Raw genomic sequence first — 17,795 nt, 5'->3', positions numbered from 1 at the left:
CTAGAGAGTAGCTGAGGCATTTGACGAGTTTTTGTTTTAAAGATGGAATTATTGAGATTGCTTAAATTACAACATTTAGGAAGCCCTTTACTGTAAGTATAATAACTAGGCTTATAGTAAAGGGCTACTTGTCCCAACCTGTTCGTTAAACGATTGTTACTAACTCAACAGCCTCAATAACCAAAGGAGTTCCAGCAGAAATACTTCCCGTAACAGTGTTAAAAGTCAATTCTGTTCCAGAAATTGCATACGAATCGCCCTCTTGTAGCACACCGTTTAAATAGAAATTATAGTAGCCATTCGTTACGACCGGAAAAGCAGTTGCAGCAGTACCGCTATCATCCAAAAAAGCGGTTGCAGCAATAGTAGTACCATCCGTGACGGCTAAAGGTGCTGCCAATACATTAAAAAATCGTGTCGAAGAACTTGAGACATTCACGTGAATATTAATAAGGGAAAGCGCCATTAGGTTCACCTCCTTTCATCTACATTGTAGTAAATGCAAAGATTCGATGAAGTGACAGGGCTGTCCCTCTACTAATCTAAATTAATTTTATCAACGTATTTCAGCTGTAAATGTCAACAACTCAAGAATAATTGGAGTTCCCCTATAAATGATCGAATTAGATGGGCTAATCGTTAAGGTGCTAGTATTCACTGCATACATTGCCCCCTCTTGAATGACTGCGTTGATGTAAAGATTAGCATATCCATTTGGACTGAAGCTCATAAATTCCTTTGTTTGGCTCCCATCATCGTTATAAAATTGAGTGGAAAGAATCGTGGTTCCGTTCGTCAAATTCATATTAGCTGATGCAACATAAAAATACCTTTTGACGGTTGGTATAATGTTAATTTCAGGAAAATTTGTTGGCGGATTTATCGGAGGAACACCAATGCAAGCAGAACTAATTTTTATCGCAGGCCAAAATTTCGTCTGAATCCTACATATGTCGATTTTATTCATTTTCATTATTTTATTTTGATTGTTACATTTTTTCATACTGTTATCACCCCCTAATCCTATTGTATGGTAGCAATCTGTTAGCAGGTTGGTTATTTACCCCTTGTTTTAATAAGTATATATTAGTATAAGAATGTATTATGGAACAAAGGAGGGATAAGCAATGGAAAATATTCAATTGATTGGAGAGGCTGTACTGTTACGGCCAATGACAAAGGAAGATGGTGAGGGAATCTATGCTTGTTGTCGGGACGAGCGCATTTGGTCGCATATGTCACAATCTTTACAAACGCGAAAGGATGTAGACGCCTATATTGAACAGGCGCTAGTGAATCGAGATGCAGGGACGGAATATCCTTTTGTCATCGTCCTTCGAGCAACTAATGAAATCGTTGGCTCAACGCGTTTTTTCGACATTGCCACTGCACATAAACGCTTGGAACTCGGTCATACCTGGCTGCATCCATCCGTCTGGCGTACAAACGTCAATACAGAATGCAAATATTTGCTGCTATCCTACTGCTTTGAGCAGCTCCAGTTCCAACGCGTGCAAATTAAAACGGGCCATGAAAATATCCAATCGCAAAAAGCCATTGAACGGATTGGTGCTAAGAAAGAAGGTATTTTACGTAACCATATGATTCGGCCAAATGGAAAGGTACGGCATACGGTTATGTATAGTGTTGTACAAGAGGAATGGCTGGAAGTGAAGCAGCGTATTGAAGGGTTGATGGGCGAGTATAGGAAATAGACTTTTGTTTACGAGCCTTTTGGGCAAAATAGGTTTGTTCTACAGCAACTACTTCTTTATCAACCATTCATCCAACACAAAAACGACTAAAAGTATTTTCTTAGTCGTTTTTGCGATCATTATGCCATTACAATCGGACTTCCTTTTGAAAAGTCCTCTCATGCTCAAGCAGCCATTCCTTCCTCCACAAACCGCCTGCATAGCCCGTCAACTTTCCGTCTGCACCGATAATTCGATGGCAAGGAATGACGATACTTAATTTATTCTTACCATTGGCCGTTCCTACTGCCCTGACGGCTTTTTCGTTGTTAATGGAAACAGCAATATCCTTATATGACCCTGTTTCAGCGTAGGGAATGGTTGTCAAAGCATCCCAAACTGTTTGTTGAAATGCTGTGCCTTCATAGTGATAAGGGAATGTAAATACATGACGCTCCCCTTTAAAGTATTCGTCCAATTGATTAAAGCAGTCCACTACAACTTTCGTTGTTTTATCATCTACGACATTGACGACTTCGTCTCGCTCAACAAATAGGATGGAATTTACTGCTTCCTCTGAACCCACTATTTCTATTACACCAATTGGCGATTTGTAATCTAATGTATGCATGTTAAGCCCCCACTTATTTCAATTTCAAAAAGTGCCAGATACTCAAATCATTCAAAATCTGATGAGTACCTAGCACTTTTATTTGATTATATTTACTTTCTTTCTAAAACCGCAAAGTAATTTCCTTCATTATCTGCAAAGTTAAATACTCTACCTGAAGGCATCGTGACTAGCTCTCCAACCGTGACCTGCTTGTCCGAAAGATCTTTGTATAAAGCATCCAAATTATCCGAGAACAACAGTAGAGAAGGTGTTTGAAGGTTTAATTCCGGCTGCATTTTAGCAATAAGTTCTTTATTGTGAAGGATGATAGTCGTTTCCGAATCCTTCGTTGGCGCGATTTCAATCCATTTCATGCCTTGGCCGTTATCCTCTTCCGAAATAACGCTAAATCCTACTTTTTCTGTCCAAAACTTCACTGTCTCATCCTGGTTATTAACATATAGCATAATTTGACCGATTTTTGTAATCATGTTGTTCTCTCCCTGTCAGCAGTTTTTTCGTAAGCTTATTTTCATTTTAGCAGCCTTGCCACTCTGGTGGTAGTTTGCCCAACAATGAGTAATGAAGTCATTCGTATTCATTTCGACAAACATACTCTACTTCCCTTCATAGTAATCTTTTCGGAATAGAAAACACCAAGTCCATTTGAACAAAAAAACCTCTCAAATGCGAGAGGCTAACTTTTACGGGTACTATATGGTAGACACTCTTTTCCCTTCCGAATTGTTGCAGTACCATCTGCTGTTGCATACGGTGGTGTTTCCTGTAAAACATTCATGACTAGTAGCCTGATTGAATGATCATTATAAAATATTTCATCAAATGAAGGCATTATATGGGGTTCCGTATTGTCATATATTCTTTTCTCCAATTCCCGAATATCTATATCAAACGGAATGCCCATTAATACATTTTCCATTCCTTGCACTTTGTCGACCACACCAAAAACAACGCTGCCACCGCCACCATTGGCCATACAAACAGCGTATTTAATCATTTTATGAATATTTTCTTCCTTAGAACTAAAATTCCATTGTTTAAAGTCTAAATCCTGCGCTTCAAAATCATCTGCAATGTGATCATCCAATTGATGAATGATCTCCATGATTTCACTTTTACTTTTCATGCGCATACACTCCTTTCTCTCCATAGTTATCTATCTTTCCACGCAAATACGTTTAGCCAATAATAGCAAGTAAAAAAATTACTCTACAAAAAAAACGATCGTCCCCTATTACAAATATGTTTGTAAGAACTGCATCTTACTATAGTTATATGCTTATTCCGTTTAGACTGTTTACCGAATCATTTTATGGATGGATTGTGCCAGTAGCCTCTATTCCCGGAAACATCGTTCAAAATGTCGTCGGTATCTGTGTAGCCATTCCGGCTGCGATTGTATTAAAAAAGATTTCGTTTTTTAAATAATTTCGAATAAAAAGATGCTAGGCACTCGAATTCAGCGAGTACCTAGCATCTTTAGGTTTTTACTTTCCTCCGGAAAAAGAGACACCTTTGATGAAATAGCGGCTAAAGAATGTATAGATAAGCAAAATCGGCAATGTGAACACCATTGACGCCGCCATGATGTAATTCCAATAGCTAATGTACTGGCCTTTAAATGTATTAAGACCAATTGGTAATGTAAATAGCTCCGGGCTCGATAGAATGATCAAAGGTCTCATAAAATCATTCCACGACCCCATAAACACGAAAATCGCTTGTGCTGCTAAAGCGGGTTTCGCAAGTGGAAGGACAATTCGAAAGAAAGTTCCAATCTTGCTCAATCCGTCCAATTCGGCTGCTTCTTCAAGCTCCTTAGGGAAGTTCACAAAAAACTGCCTCATCATGAAGATAAAGGTCGCATTAATCATCGTTGGAATAATCATTCCTTGATAAGAGTTCAGCCAGCCAAGCGATTTTAATATTAAATAGTTTGGAATCATCGTTACTTGCATAGGGATCATCAAGACAGCAAGGACAATCACAAAAATTGTTCGCTTCCCTGGAAATTGAAGGCGTGCCAATGCATAACCTGCCATGGAATTAAAAATCATATTTAGCAAAGTAACGCTAGTTGCAATAAAAACGCTATTAAACAACCAGCGTGGGAACAGTTCTTGCTGAACAAAAATCACTTTGTAATTATTAAAGGTGAATTGCTTCGGTATGAAGTTAATTGTACCACTCACAATTTCATCTAAATTCTTAAACGATGAAGAGAGTGCCCATAAAAATGGAATGACTGTTATGACCGCGTAGACAATTAATATGCCATATAAAAACGCTTTGCCAACTGTTAATTTTTTCTTCACGCTGTTCCCTCCCTAGTAAAGAGACTCTTCTTTAGAAAACTTCCGTTGAATCAATGTTGCAATCAGAATAATAACCGCTAACGCAAAAGCAAGAGCCGCTGCATAACCCATAGTTCCCATATTTTTAAATGCATATTGATATATTAATAGTACAACCGTTAATGTTGAGTTATTTGGGCCCCCGGAGCCTGCCGAGAAAATATAGGATTGATCAAATAATTGAAATGTCCCCACCAAGCCCATAATGACGACAAATGAAGTCACAGGTCGCAATTGTGGAACTGTTACATAGAGAAACTTTTGAATAGCATTTGCCCCGTCCAGCTCAGCTGCTTCATAAAGCGATTCCGGTATATTTTGTAGGGCTGCTAAATAGATGACCATAAAAAACGGTGCAGTAGACCAAATATTCATAGCCATGATTGCATATAACGCAATTTCCGGATCATTTATCCAGTTGTACGTTGGAAGACCGACAAAATCCAATACTTTATTAATAAGTCCATTTTGGTTATACATCCACATAAAGATTAACGTTAGTACCGCGGAAGATGTCAGTGTTGGTAAAAAATAAACAATCCTAAAAAACTTCTCACCTTTCATTCCGGCATTTAGAGTTGCTGCTAATACTAGGGCTAAAAGTGTTTGGCAAGGGACTACAATCAATACATATTTAGCAGTATTCAACAGCGCAATCTTAGCTCTAAGATCATCAAATATATTAATATAGTTTTTAAATGCAACAAAATCAAAACTTGTCGTTCCTAATAACTGCACTTTATGGAAGGACAGAAAAATCGCATAAAAAATAGGGCCTACAAGAAAGACTACTAATACGAATAATGCAGGCATTAAAAATAGATAGCCTTGCATAGATTCTCTAACTGTTCTTTTTAATAAACTATTTTTCAACTTGTTCAACTCCCTTTTGCAAAGGTTCCAAGAATTGTTGCTAGAACTCGTTCTGTTGATGAAAAATCTATCTTTTGCATCAACAAAACGAGTTCTAACAAATAAAACATAGATACCTGACCAGCATCGCTGATTTCTGGAATGATTCAGCTTATGACCTCAAAAAGCTAATCTCTGGAGCTGGAAATACAACACTAAGGAGAAGGAAATCCCCCTCTCCTCACTTGTTTATTATTGTTTCTCTATTTCCTTATTTGCTGTATCCTGGGCTTCCTTCAATGCATCGGCAAGATTGGATTGCCCTAAATAAGCGCTTACAAATTGATTATTGAAATTATTAAAGATGATAGGTAAGTTTGTTCCGTTTGACCACACTGTTGCATATGGAGCTCCAGCCACAAGTGCACCGCGCAACTCATCTTTATCGTAACCAAGGTTTTCAGCTACAGACTTACGAGAAGGTAATTCGAAGCCTTTACTCGTCCATGTTTCCATTCCTTCTTTGCCTGTTAAGTAAGATATCAATTCCCAAGCAGCTTCTTTCTTTTCTGACGCTGCATTCATCACATAAGCAACAGTAAATGCCATTGTTCCTTTTTTACCATTAATGGTTGGAATTTCTGCCATTCCGTAGTCGATTCCTGGGAATGTGCTATCTAAATAAGGGATTGCCCAGTTACCTTCAATTACCATTGCTGCTTTCCCTTGACCAAACATTTCTCCTGTCCAGTCCGCCCCAACATCCGAAGGCTGAGCTGCTGTTTTCTCTACCAAGTGCTGATCAACATATGGTTGCAATGCCTCAACCACTTTTGAATCTGCAAAATTAGCTTTATTGTCCTCTACTACTTTTCCACCGAATGATTCTGCAATAAAATACGTGCGGGCCAATTCAGGATTTTGCCCGAATCCGTAAACATTTGTTCCATCTGTTAGCTTCCCAGATACTTCACGCAGTTCATCCCATGTAGTTGGCACTTCTACTCCAGCATCTGCAAACATTTTTTTATTATAAAATAATGCAAGAGTTGAATAACCTTTTGGGAAACCATAATACGTTCCATCTTTTTGGAATGCTTCAATTAATGGTTTCTCAAAGTCGTCTAAATCAAAATCGTCTTTTACATAATCATTTAGTGGTTCGACTACACCTGTTTCAATTAAAGCCGGTGCCTCTACCGCATCAAGATAAAATACATCTGGACCTTCTCCCCCAATTAAACGGGTTTTTACAACATCCATATACTGATCCGCGATCACTTCATGCTTAACTTTAATATTCGGATGTTTTTCTTCAAAGTCTTTTAATACTTGACTTAATAATTCAGCTTCTTCAGGTGAAGACCCCCAGCCTGCAAGCGTTACTTCTACTTGCTTCCCTTCATCAACTTTCCCCATTTGCTCTTCTGAATCCTTTGAACATCCCGAAAGTACACCTCCAACTAATAAAGCTGAAATTCCGATTGCTGCGACCCATTTCTTTTTAGACATTTTCTTTACCCCTTTCCTATTAAAATCCTCTTTAAGAGTGGTAAAACCAAGTTAATGTGTAACGACTTCATATCCAGTTGTATTTTTCACAATCTCTAAATGGATATTTTCCTCATTACGATTGACCTTAACAGACAGGAGTCCACTTCCGATTGAAATATCCTCCACCTTTAACAGGTTCATATTTTCTAAAAGATTCGGTGTCAAATGAATCTCTTTTTGCAGGCTATTTGGAAACAGTCCCAATAATGATTGAATAAATACAAGCGGTGTTCCGGCAGCCCAAGCTTGCGGGGAACATGCAACCGGGTATTTCACTGGTTCGCCTCTTTCCTCACCGTATCCGCAAAATAATTCAGGCAGTCTATCATATTCAAATGCACCAGCAGCCTTTACAAGTCCTTCAATGACTACATTGACATCCTTTTTATAACCAAGCTTACTCATACCAAACAGAATCATGCTATTATCATGGGGCCAAATGCTACCGTCGTGATAGCTCATCGGATTATATCCCGATTCCCCCTCAGCCATCGTGCGGATGCCGTAACCAGAGAACATTTTAGTAGACACTAATGTTTCTACTACAGCACCTGCCCGTTCTTCGCTTAACATGCCAGAGAAAAGAACATGACCTGGATTAGAAGTAATCGTACCCACTTGCTCCTTCTCTTTATCAAGAGCAATCGCATAAAATTGTGTGTCATTCATCCAAAATGCTTGCTCAAATCTTGCTTTTAGTTGTTCAGCTTCAGTGCGTAGCTTTAAAGCCTTATCATCGTTGCCATGCTGTTCGTATAAACTTGCTATCCCTATTTTCGCTTGGTAGACGTATCCCTGAACTTCACTTAATGCGATAGGAGCCTCAGCATAATTGCCGTTTCGATGCACAATCGAATCGCTCGAATCCTTCCAGCCCTGATTCGCAATGCCTTTGCTGGCCTCTTGATAATACTCAACAAAACCGTCTCCATCGCGATCTCCGTATTGATCAATCCAATTTAACGCTGCTTCAATATTGTCTTGCAGTTGTTTTACAATTTCAAAATTCCCAGTCCACTTCACATATTCCGTTAGCAGTACAAGAAATAAAGGGGTAGCATCGACAGTACCGTAATAAGGAGAAAATGGAATTTGGCCTGTCTCAGCAAGTTCACCAAAACGAATTTCGTGCATAATCTTACCAGGCTGTTCATCCCGGAAAGGATCAATTTTTTTTCCTTGTTTTGCAGCCAAGGTTAATAAGGTTCCTTTAGCTACTTCCGGATAAAACGGTAGCATTTGCAATGCCGCAATCAGGCTGTCTCTGCCAAATGGCACTGCGAACCACGGAAGCCCAGCTACCGGAAACTGACCATAGCCCAAGTCAGTCAACAGTACTCGTAAATCTCCAATTCCACGATCTACAAGGCGTTGAAGCGGCTGGTAGTCGGTTTCTACCTTTGTAATCTTTTCACTCCATTGTGCATATGAACTTTCCAACAACTTAACAGCTTGGTCACGTGCCATTATTTTTTTGTCACCAGTCTCGCCGATTTGCGGATGAATAGTGAGTGTGAATGTCTCTTCTTCTTCGTGGCCCAAATGAAACTTGAATGTGATGTCTCCTTGATCAGACACATTTTCAGCATCCTTATCCCAAGATACCTTGGTCGACCGTTTGACCTCATCCGCCCCGATGTAATGATAGGCAAAAGAACGATTTCCTTTCATTTGCCCCGTTCTATGCCCAATGTTCCCCGTCTGGAATCCTCTGACGACGAACATGTCAGCGAAATCAACATCCATATGCATGCTGATCGTAAAAGAAACGGCTTTCGGGAAATAGTTTTTAACTTTAATCGATTCGTATAAAACATCATTATAAATAAATCTTGTTCGTTCAATTTCTACCGACTCACGCCATAAGATTAAGCCCTCTTCGTTTTCCATATGTGGATTAGTAAGCAATACCTTCGCCATATAGTTTTCTGCTGCATCAGAAGATAATAGTATTGGCTCTTCACCGTTTATTTTTAAATCAAGCTTACTTAAAAAGCGGGTATCTTTTGTATACAACCCCAAGCCATAATAATGGTTTTCTGGGATATTTCCTTTTGTATCAGTGAGGAAAAAAAGATCATTTTCCTTTATTACGCGATATTCCATGATGGCCTCCTAATGTTGTTAAATGTTATCCGAAACGTTTCGGTTTTTTGATACAGAAAGTGTTCTTTCTGTTATTCATTGTTGTCTGGGCGGTTTCGTAGATTCACGAACCTTTAGTTCAGTGCCCAATGAAACCACATGGGACCCTGCTTCATTTTCAAGTATAGAGAGCAATAACTTTGCCGCTTCGTAACCAATTTGGAAGGTATCCTGTGCAATCGATGTTAATGAAGGGGTTACATATGACGCCAAAATAATATCGTCAAACCCAACAATCGACAACTCATTCGGTACATCCATCCCAAGCTTTCGTGCGGCCTTTAATACACCCAAAGCCATAAGATCACTTGCACAAAAAACAGCCGTTATTTCTGGATGATCTTCTAACAATTTCAATGCTACTCGCTCCGCTGCCACTTCACAAAATTCACCATTACCAATCCACTCCTGATTGATTGGTATAGTTGCTTCCTTCAGTGCCTCTTCGTATCCTATCAAGCGTTGCTGGCTGACAAATGCAAAGCCATGCCCATTAATGAAACCTATCCTCGTATGGCCCATATGGATCAAATGCTGAACTGCTTTCTTAGCTCCAAGGATATTATCTGTTGTCACATAACCAACTGAAGGCGTAGTAAGCGGAATGTCAATGAGTACACAAGGAATATCACTTTCGACTACCTCTTTTAAATAAGGGTCATCCGTTCTAATACCTTGAATAATTGCACCATCGACTCTTCTTTCTTTACACAATTGAGTATATGTCTTTTCTCTTTGCTTTGTCGAAGTTGTGCTGAAAAGTACTATGTCGTATCCGGACTCTCCGACAAACTTATTAATCCCAGCTAAAATACCAAAGGTAATATTATCCTTAGCACTAGACTGGTTCAAACCTGAAACTAGCAGACCAAACGTCTTAGACTTATTCATCACTAAGCTACGCGCAAGCGTATTCGGACTGTAATTAAGTTCCTTTGCTATCCTAACAATCTTTTCCCTTGTCTTTTCACTTACATCAGAGTAACCGTTCAATCCTCTAGAAACTGTCGTCACTGAAACTCCGGCTGCCTTGGCTATATCTTTAATAGTTGTCAATGAATTGATTTCCTCCGAAACGTTTTGGATTTATATCTTGATTACATTCTATTACAACTCAAAACATTTTTCAATGTTTTTTAAATATTTAATTTCCAACAACAAAGTATATGAATCCTTCTTATATTGCGCTGAAAAAATCCCGTTTATTAATTACGGGAAAAAGAAAAATGCGTGTACTAAAAAAGTTCCAGGTACTCAAACGGTTCAAAATCCGTTGAGCACCTGGAACTGGTTAATTACTTAAACTTCCTCATTCAATTCTTCAACTTCTATCTCCAATGAACTACTAGGCTCTGGAAATTCTTCACTCAGACCAAGCGTCTGCGCAGTTGAAGTATGAACTTCATCCAAAAGCTCTGGGTTGTCCATGAGTGACATACCATAAGACGGAACCATTTCCTTAAGTTTTGGTTCCCACTCGTCCATATGTTGTGGGAAGCATTTTTTAATGACTTCAATCATCACGTGAACGGCTGTCGAAGCGCCTGGAGAAGCGCCTAGCAATGCTGCGATTGAGCCGTCTTCGGAAGTAATCACTTCTGTACCAAATTGAAGTGTTCCTTTACCGCCTGCCTCCGTGTCCTTGATCACTTGTACACGTTGGCCTGCCACTACAAAATCCCACTCATCGATTTTAGCGTTCGGGATAAATTCCTGTAACTCTTTCATGCGCTGTTCCTTCGATAATAGCACTTGCTGAATCAGGTACTTTGTCAAAGACATTTCCTTTGCTCCCGCCGCTAACATCGTCAAGACATTATTCGGTTTAACAGAAGTGACTAAGTCGAGCATAGAGCCTGTTTTTAAAAACTTTGGTGAGAAGCCGGCAAATGGTCCAAAGAGTAACGACTTTTTATTGTCGATAAATCTTGTATCCAGATGCGGAACAGACATCGGCGGAGCACCCACTGCAGCTTTGCCATATACTTTTGCATGATGCTGCGCGACAACTTCAGGGTTATTACACACCATGAATATGCCACTCACCGGGAATCCGCCGATATGTTTCCCTTCAGGAATACCAGACTTTTGCAGTAAATGTAAGCTACCGCCCCCGCCTCCAATAAAGACGAATTTCGCGGTATGTTGTTCTACATTTCCACTATCAACATTCTTCACTTTCAATTCCCACGAACCGTCGTCCGTATGTTTAATACCATCAACGCTATGCTTGTAGTGGATATCGACATTTTTAGTCTTTAAGTGGTCAAATAGCATACGCGTTAAAGCACCAAAGTTAACATCCGTTCCAGAGTCAATTTTAGTTGCCGCTATCGCTTCATTTGATGAACGTCCTTGCATAATCAATGGAATCCATTCCATCAGCTTTTCCGGATTTTGGGAGAACTCCATCCCTTTGAATAAAGGGTTTTTTGACATCGCTTCAAAACGTTTCTTTAAAAACGTTACATTCTCTTCACCTTGTACCATACTCATGTGAGGCAATGGCATGATAAAATCCTGTGGATTGTGTATCAGCTGGCGATTTACAAGATACGACCAAAACTGCATGGAAACTTGAAACTGTTCATTAATATTTATCGCTTTGCTAATATCTACGGATCCGTCTGGTTTTTCATTCGTATAGTTAAGCTCGCACAGTGCTGCATGCCCTGTTCCCGCATTGTTCCATTCGTTAGAGCTTTCTTCGCCTGCGCTTGCAAGCTTCTCAAACACTTTAATGTTCCATTCCGGTACCAATTCCTTCAGCATTGTCCCTAAAGTCGCACTCATGATTCCGGCACCAATTAAGATAACATCTGTTTTCTTTTTGCTGTTGCTCATTTTTATCATCCTTATACTTTAAGATTTGCAGAAAGGATGTAGGCGCTCCTGCTTAGGCGTCACATATCTTCTGTCTCAATTATAACAATCACAAAATGTAATACAATTCACTATAGATTATACCTATTATATAGTAGTTTTCATCTATTTGAAAGATGGTAAAGGGAAGGAAGCCCACTCACAAAGCTGCAAAGACATAAACAAGAAAGCCATAACCCCAGTTATTACAAGGGTTACAGCTTTGCTTTAACTAAATTAATATTTAAATATAATATTTTCCCTGTATTCCTTTTTTGCCTATTCGTGATGCAGCTAAGTAAAGTTTTTATATTAAAAAAGTAATTTGAGTTCACTTAGTTCTATTAATAAGCTCTATATATTGCGAATCTCCGTATCCTATTATGGGGAAAAGATCAAATAACCTATTCACTAATTCTGCCGTTGAAAGATCTTTATTTTTGGATATATATTTTACTACTTCATTATTTTCTTGTAACATATCTAAAAATATATCTATTGCCTGATACATTACTGGGAGTAATTCATTCGATGGCTTTCTATGGTTTATCAATACCTCTTTATATACAGAAAAATAATCCCCTAAATGAAGCTCCGTTTGGCTGACTTTAAATTCATCCTCTCTAAAGCTATTTAAGTATACTTTTCCTTTGTATCCGGACTGCTCAAGGTAGGCAAGAATTGTAAGAAGGTTCATCTGACAAAACATGTCTTCACCAAACCATAGAACGATATATTTATATTCCTTCCTAGAAATATTATCTAAGGGAGCAACAACTTTTTCTATATAGTTTTCTATTGACTCATGATGTCCTGATGCCCTTGTTTGAATAAACTCGTTGTCAAAAATTTGTGCCGTAGTCGCATGTACACACATCGCTTCATTAAACGGGACATAATCAGAATCTCCCATCAGTTTTTCTGCTGTAAACTCTTCATACATAGCTTGACCATTCAATACGTTAAGTACATCTTTGTCAAACAGTTCTCCCTTCACATTTTGTAACTGTTCTACCTCATTTTTTCTAGACATATACACCCTACCCCCATCCTCGCTTTAATCAATAGTAAGTTTAAAAAATGACTGTACAGGCAACTTATTTAGTTGAAATTCTCCTCGGAGTGCATTGTATATTGAGTTCCCTACTTCTGCTATAATCATAGAGACTGAACATTCCCTTACGAGTAGGTGACTCATTATGAATTTATTTTTGGATACGAAAACAATTATTCTATTGCTTGGTATAGGCTACTTATTTACTTTAATCCTTATTGGAGCTTATGGGCATAATCATACAAAGGGTTTAACAGTCAAAACCTTTTTATTAGCAAAATGCTCTCAGACCATAGCATGGTTTTGTATGGTTTTTCGCGGGGAAATTCCCGACTTTCTATCCATCTCTTTTGCTAACTCGATGCTATTTATTGGAACGTCCTTAGAAATTATAGCATTATTGAGTCTTCAAAATACCCTTCGCCTAAAGACCAAGATAATATATCTTGTTTTGACTCTACTCAGCATTATCGGTTTTCAACTCATTGTTCTCTTTTATAACGAAGAAAATATACGAATTGCATATTCTTCCTTTGTAATTGCGTTATTCTTAATCCCTGTTTATGGGATGGTTCTAGGAAAAACTACCACATTTCTTATGAGAATCATTGGGAGTCTATATCTTCTTGTGATCGCGGCTACTTTGGTCAGAGGAGTGACTGCCCTACTAACAACTACAGTTTGGACAAGCTTATATACTCCTGGACTTTATCAATTGATTTTCTTGCTGTCTATTTATCTTGTTACGAATTTAGGGAATTTAGGATTTGTCCTATTAATGAAAGAAAAAGCAGACCACGAGCTAATCCGTTTAGCCAGTTATGATGATTTAACTGGCACGTTGAACCGAAGAATCTTTACAGAAAAGGCGAATCAGTATCTCACTGATTACTCTAAAAAGGGACAGCCTCTATCTTATTTGCTTTTTGATATAGACAACTTTAAAACAATTAATGATACTTATGGTCATCACGTTGGAGACCAAGTACTGCAAGACCTTACTACACGAATTAAGCAGCATTTAGGGCAAGAAGATTTGTTAGTACGTTATGGAGGCGATGAGTTTGGAGTCTTGATGCTTGGAAAGGACGAAACCGATTCAAATGAGGTTGCCGAGCAAATCATACAGTCGCTGAATGGTTCTTTCAGCCGTGATCTGCCGATGACATATACCATCAGTTTGGGTGCCCTCACCGTTATTCCAGATCAGCATATGCAATTGGAAACACTATACACTACTTGTGACGAGGCCCTTTACAAGGCAAAAGGTAACGGTCGTAATTGTGTTTTTCGAAGTCACATAGGCGTACATAATGCTGTTTCATAATCGGGAATTCAAAATAAAATAATCATCATTGGAGAGCTTTTTTCCTATTCTTAAGGAAAATCTCCCTTTCATATATACCACAATCATAGAAGCTACTCTTAGTACCAGCTTCTCACCACCTTTAAATAGCGATTAAACAGAAAAAGAAGCGGATAACTCATTGTTAGATAAGTTATCCGCTTTAATGTTTAATTCTTTCAATACTATATTTCATTTTAAAAGATGTTCAATTTCTCTTGAAGGAAATCCCCCAAGCACCGAGCGTAGTTGGAAAAATTCTTAATTTCATCATACATAGTTCCTTACTCATTTATGGTACGGTTCATTTTTCATAATCCTAAAAGCCCGATATACCTGCTCTAGCAAAATCAATTTCATCATCTGATGCGGAAAAGTCATTTTCGAAAACGACAATAACTCATCTGCCCGTTTCAACACACTGTCATGCAGCCCAAGCGAACCGCCAATTACAAACACAACTTTGCTCCGTCCATACGTCATCAGCGACTCAATCCCCGCCGCTAACTCCTCTGATGTCTTCATTTTTCCTTCGATTGCAAGTGCAATCACGTAAGCATCCGAGCCGACTTTTGCTAAGATGCGCTCCGCTTCCTTTTTCTTGACGATTTCCATATCCGCATCGCTTAATGATTCTGGTGCTTTTTCATCTGCCACTTCGACCAAATCGATTTTTGCGTAGGCGCCGAGTCGTTTTGAAAACTCTTCAATGCCCATTTTCAAATACTTTTCTTTTAGTTTTCCCACAGTCACAATTGTAATATTCACAAGTTGTCCACCCTTTTTTAAATGTTATAAACAATACTTATACACATATCCACAATAGTTATCTACATCTTGTGTCCGACTATTCGTTCGCCACAATATATAATGCCGCCTCTTCACAATAGGTACACTTTGTGGATAACTTTTCTTCTTCAGACAGCGCTTCCATGATTGGAAACTTTTCTTGCTCCGCGACAAAAACGTCAAGTGCGTGATTTATATGGGTTTCGCAGCTATAAATTTTCATATTCTTCCCTACTTTCTTCTCTTTTATTGTTCACAAAGTTATTCACAAATTTTTAGATTTATCCACAAAGCGTGAAAACATTAAAAAAGTAGGCAGAATAGCCATCAGCTAGCTATTCTACCCACTGTGGATAAGATTTCTTTGTAACTTGTGTGTAATATTAGAATGAGTTACCGTCTTTTAAGACCATTTCAACTTCAAGCAACCGACCTTCTCTGTATACTTTCATCTGCATTGTATCGCCCACTTGCTTCGCATTATACAGATGTTTGCGCAAGCTGACCATATCTTCGATTTTTTCACCATCCATCTCGACAATCACATCGTATTTTTGGACCCCCGCCTGCTGCGCAGGAGAATTGAGGATAACATCAGTGATGACAACTCCGTCTGTCACATTATCTGGTACCCCCAGTACGCCTCGTTGCTGTTGTTCAGGGATATTTCTAAGGTCAATAAGCGAAACACCCATTGTCGGTCGATTCACAGTTCCTGTCGTTTCAAGATGATCAATAATGGGAATCGCAAGGTTAATGGGAATGGCTAGACCAATCCCTTCAACTGTTGCTTCCGATATTTTCATCGAATTAATGCCGATGAGCTGACCAGCCATATTGATAAGTGCTCCACCAGAGTTCCCCGGGTTAATGGCTGCATCGGTTTGCAGTACATCTGCATACCAATCAATTGCACCGTTTTCATCGAAATCAATTGGGATTGAACGGTCTTTCCCCGATACAACACCAACAGTTACGGACCCTGAAAAACCAAGGCCTAATGGATTGCCGATAGCGATAACTGTTTCACCACGCTTCAACACATCCGAATCCCCAAATGTAGCGACTGTCTGGACATGTTTAGCATCAATTTCAATCACAGCAAGGTCCGTCCATATGTCACTGCCAACTAGCTTTCCAGCCGTCTTTGTACCATCATCAAATGTAATTTCAAGCTCTTGCGCACCCTCTACAACGTGATGATTTGTGACAATGTATGCTTTACCATCTTGTTTCTTGTAAATGACACCTGATCCTGTGCCTGCTTCCTTTGACGTTTCTGTTGTTGACCAAAAGTCATGGACAGTTTGTAAATTCGCCACACCAACAACTGAATCAATGACTTCATCAATAACTTCGGTCAAATCAGTCGTCACCTCAACCGAAATTTGTTCCGTTTGCTTCACGTCTGTATTCGATTCAACTTGAACTTTCTCCGGTGCTCCCGCTACAGTTGTCATTAGCAACCAAACACCAAAACCGCCAATGACGGCCCCGAACAAACTCGGAAAAAAGCTACCTTTTCGCTTAGGAGCTGGTGGCTTATATTCCGACCTCATTTCATATTGCGGTTTAGACTCTTCTTGATCAGAAGGCCGATTAAATTCATCCATATACCTCTCCCTTTCAAACACCTCTTTAGTTAACTTTACCCCATTTTATCGTTTTCAAATTCACTAACAACAAAAAACCTCACCAATAGGCAAGGTTTTCTTTTTATACCGTCACAAGCTCGGTTGGCTTATCCGCATCTGTATCATACAAATGCACAAACTCACCTGTTCGGATGCCGCACGTCTCCAACGTCTGCGAAACGCTCATTCTCGCGAGGTCCTTCATATTATTATCTTTACTTAAATGCGATAAGTAAATACGCGTATCCTTCTGTTCAACGACCTCACTCATGGCAACCGCCGCATCTTCATTCGACACATGACCAACATCGCTGAGGATTCTGCGCTTAACCGACCATGGATAACGTCCCATTTGCAACATACTGACATCATGATTACTTTCAAACACAAAAGAATCTGCTCCGCGGATAAACCCCTTCATGCGATCACTGACATAACCTGTATCCGTAATCACGACAAGTTTACGACCATTTTCATGAAAAATATAAAACATCGGATCTGCTGCATCATGCGACACACCAAATGATTGAACATCCAGTGAGCCAAACGATTTTACTGTTTCCATATCAAACTGAAAGCGTTGATCCAACGGAATATTCCCCACAAGACCATCCATCGCCTGCCAAGTCTTTTCATTCGCATAAATGGGAATACCGTATTTCCTCGCAACAACGCCAATGCCTTTAATATGGTCACTATGTTCATGTGTAACAAAAATACCGTCCACCTGTTTCATCGAACGATCAATACCTGCTACTAAACTGTCCATCTTCTTGGCACTAAAACCTGCATCGACAAGAAAAGTATGTTTATCATTCTCTATATAGATTGCATTGCCGCTACTACCGCTCGCGAGCACACTAAAACGCATTACAAAA

At 39.2% G+C, this 17,795-nt stretch carries 17 protein-coding genes and 2 pseudogenes; 3 read left to right on the top strand and 16 right to left on the bottom strand.

What is annotated here, in order from left to right; all coding sequences use genetic code 11:
• Positions 1-145: 145 nt before the first annotated feature.
• Complete coding sequence (locus R2B72_RS10970; protein ID WP_318616588.1) at positions 146-466, bottom strand: DUF4183 domain-containing protein; 321 nt, start codon at positions 464-466, stop codon at positions 146-148.
• Positions 467-556: 90 nt separating this feature from the next.
• A complete protein-coding gene (locus R2B72_RS10965) occupies positions 557-1,003 on the bottom strand; it encodes a DUF4183 domain-containing protein (RefSeq protein ID WP_318616586.1) in 447 nt (148 codons plus the stop codon).
• Between the two features lie 124 nt (positions 1,004-1,127).
• Between R2B72_RS10965 and R2B72_RS10960 the strand changes: the two genes are divergently transcribed.
• Complete coding sequence (locus R2B72_RS10960) at positions 1,128-1,715, top strand: GNAT family N-acetyltransferase (RefSeq protein WP_318616585.1); 588 nt, start codon at positions 1,128-1,130, stop codon at positions 1,713-1,715.
• Positions 1,716-1,842: 127 nt separating this feature from the next.
• On the opposite strand, the gene R2B72_RS10955 is transcribed toward R2B72_RS10960, so the two are convergent.
• The 3 genes from R2B72_RS10955 to R2B72_RS10945 all read right to left on the bottom strand — a co-directional run bounded on the left by R2B72_RS10955 (position 1,843) and on the right by R2B72_RS10945 (position 3,454).
• On the bottom strand, positions 1,843-2,325 hold the full coding sequence (locus R2B72_RS10955; RefSeq protein ID WP_318616583.1) for a methylated-DNA--[protein]-cysteine S-methyltransferase: 483 nt from the start codon (positions 2,323-2,325) through the stop codon (positions 1,843-1,845).
• Positions 2,326-2,417: 92 nt separating this feature from the next.
• A complete protein-coding gene (locus R2B72_RS10950) occupies positions 2,418-2,798 on the bottom strand; it encodes a VOC family protein (protein ID WP_318616581.1) in 381 nt (126 codons plus the stop codon).
• 206 nt (positions 2,799-3,004) lie between these two features.
• Positions 3,005-3,454, bottom strand: coding sequence for an ATP-binding protein (locus tag R2B72_RS10945; protein ID WP_318616579.1), 450 nt, complete (start codon positions 3,452-3,454; stop codon positions 3,005-3,007).
• Between the two features lie 185 nt (positions 3,455-3,639).
• Between R2B72_RS10945 and R2B72_RS10940 the strand changes: the two are divergent.
• Positions 3,640-3,756, top strand: a pseudogene (locus tag R2B72_RS10940) (ECF transporter S component); the annotation flags it as partial.
• Between the two features lie 59 nt (positions 3,757-3,815).
• Here the strand turns inward: R2B72_RS10940 and R2B72_RS10935 are convergent.
• The 7 genes and pseudogenes from R2B72_RS10935 to R2B72_RS10905 form a co-directional block, all read right to left on the bottom strand.
• Entirely contained in the window at positions 3,816-4,643 is an 828-nt protein-coding gene (locus R2B72_RS10935; protein WP_318616577.1) for a carbohydrate ABC transporter permease, read from the bottom strand.
• A gap of 12 nt (positions 4,644-4,655) precedes the next feature.
• The gene (locus tag R2B72_RS10930) at positions 4,656-5,516 is read right to left on the bottom strand and encodes a sugar ABC transporter permease (RefSeq protein WP_318616678.1); all 861 of its coding nucleotides are present in this window, start codon (positions 5,514-5,516) and stop codon (positions 4,656-4,658) included.
• Between the two features lie 270 nt (positions 5,517-5,786).
• Positions 5,787-7,046: an ABC transporter substrate-binding protein gene (locus tag R2B72_RS10925; RefSeq protein WP_318616575.1), complete on the bottom strand. Its 1,260-nt coding sequence runs from the start codon at positions 7,044-7,046 to the stop codon at positions 5,787-5,789.
• Positions 7,047-7,097: 51 nt separating this feature from the next.
• Positions 7,098-9,194, bottom strand: a complete 2,097-nt coding sequence (locus R2B72_RS10920; RefSeq protein ID WP_318616573.1) for an amylo-alpha-1,6-glucosidase — start codon at positions 9,192-9,194, stop codon at positions 7,098-7,100.
• Positions 9,195-9,269: 75 nt separating this feature from the next.
• Positions 9,270-10,289 (bottom strand): LacI family DNA-binding transcriptional regulator, encoded by a 1,020-nt coding sequence (locus tag R2B72_RS10915; protein ID WP_318616572.1) that lies wholly within the window; start codon positions 10,287-10,289, stop codon positions 9,270-9,272.
• A 243-nt stretch (positions 10,290-10,532) separates the two neighbouring features.
• Complete coding sequence (locus R2B72_RS10910) at positions 10,533-12,077, bottom strand: malate:quinone oxidoreductase (protein WP_318616571.1); 1,545 nt, start codon at positions 12,075-12,077, stop codon at positions 10,533-10,535.
• Positions 12,078-12,426: 349 nt separating this feature from the next.
• Positions 12,427-13,212: pseudogene (locus R2B72_RS10905) on the bottom strand (AraC family transcriptional regulator); the annotation flags it as partial.
• A gap of 82 nt (positions 13,213-13,294) precedes the next feature.
• Between R2B72_RS10905 and R2B72_RS10900 the strand changes: the two are divergent.
• A complete protein-coding gene (locus R2B72_RS10900; protein ID WP_318616570.1) occupies positions 13,295-14,476 on the top strand; it encodes a GGDEF domain-containing protein in 1,182 nt (393 codons plus the stop codon).
• A 306-nt stretch (positions 14,477-14,782) separates the two neighbouring features.
• Here R2B72_RS10900 and rlmH read toward each other — a convergent pair whose 3' ends face one another.
• The 4 genes from rlmH to R2B72_RS10880 form a co-directional block, all read right to left on the bottom strand.
• On the bottom strand, positions 14,783-15,262 hold the full coding sequence (gene rlmH, locus R2B72_RS10895; protein WP_318616568.1) for a 23S rRNA (pseudouridine(1915)-N(3))-methyltransferase RlmH: 480 nt from the start codon (positions 15,260-15,262) through the stop codon (positions 14,783-14,785).
• Positions 15,263-15,341: 79 nt separating this feature from the next.
• A complete protein-coding gene (locus R2B72_RS10890; RefSeq protein ID WP_318616566.1) occupies positions 15,342-15,506 on the bottom strand; it encodes a CxxH/CxxC protein in 165 nt (54 codons plus the stop codon).
• 160 nt (positions 15,507-15,666) lie between these two features.
• On the bottom strand, positions 15,667-16,896 hold the full coding sequence (locus R2B72_RS10885; RefSeq protein ID WP_318616565.1) for a S1C family serine protease: 1,230 nt from the start codon (positions 16,894-16,896) through the stop codon (positions 15,667-15,669).
• Between the two features lie 103 nt (positions 16,897-16,999).
• Complete coding sequence (locus R2B72_RS10880; protein ID WP_318616564.1) at positions 17,000-17,788, bottom strand: MBL fold metallo-hydrolase; 789 nt, start codon at positions 17,786-17,788, stop codon at positions 17,000-17,002.
• Positions 17,789-17,795: the final 7 nt, after the last annotated feature.

The sequence above is a fragment of the Sporosarcina sp. YIM B06819 genome (genome assembly GCF_033485175.1).
Lineage (GTDB): Bacteria > Bacillota > Bacilli > Bacillales_A > Planococcaceae > Sporosarcina.
Note: the sequence above shows the minus strand (reverse complement) of the source record. Positions and strands in the feature narration are given on the sequence as shown.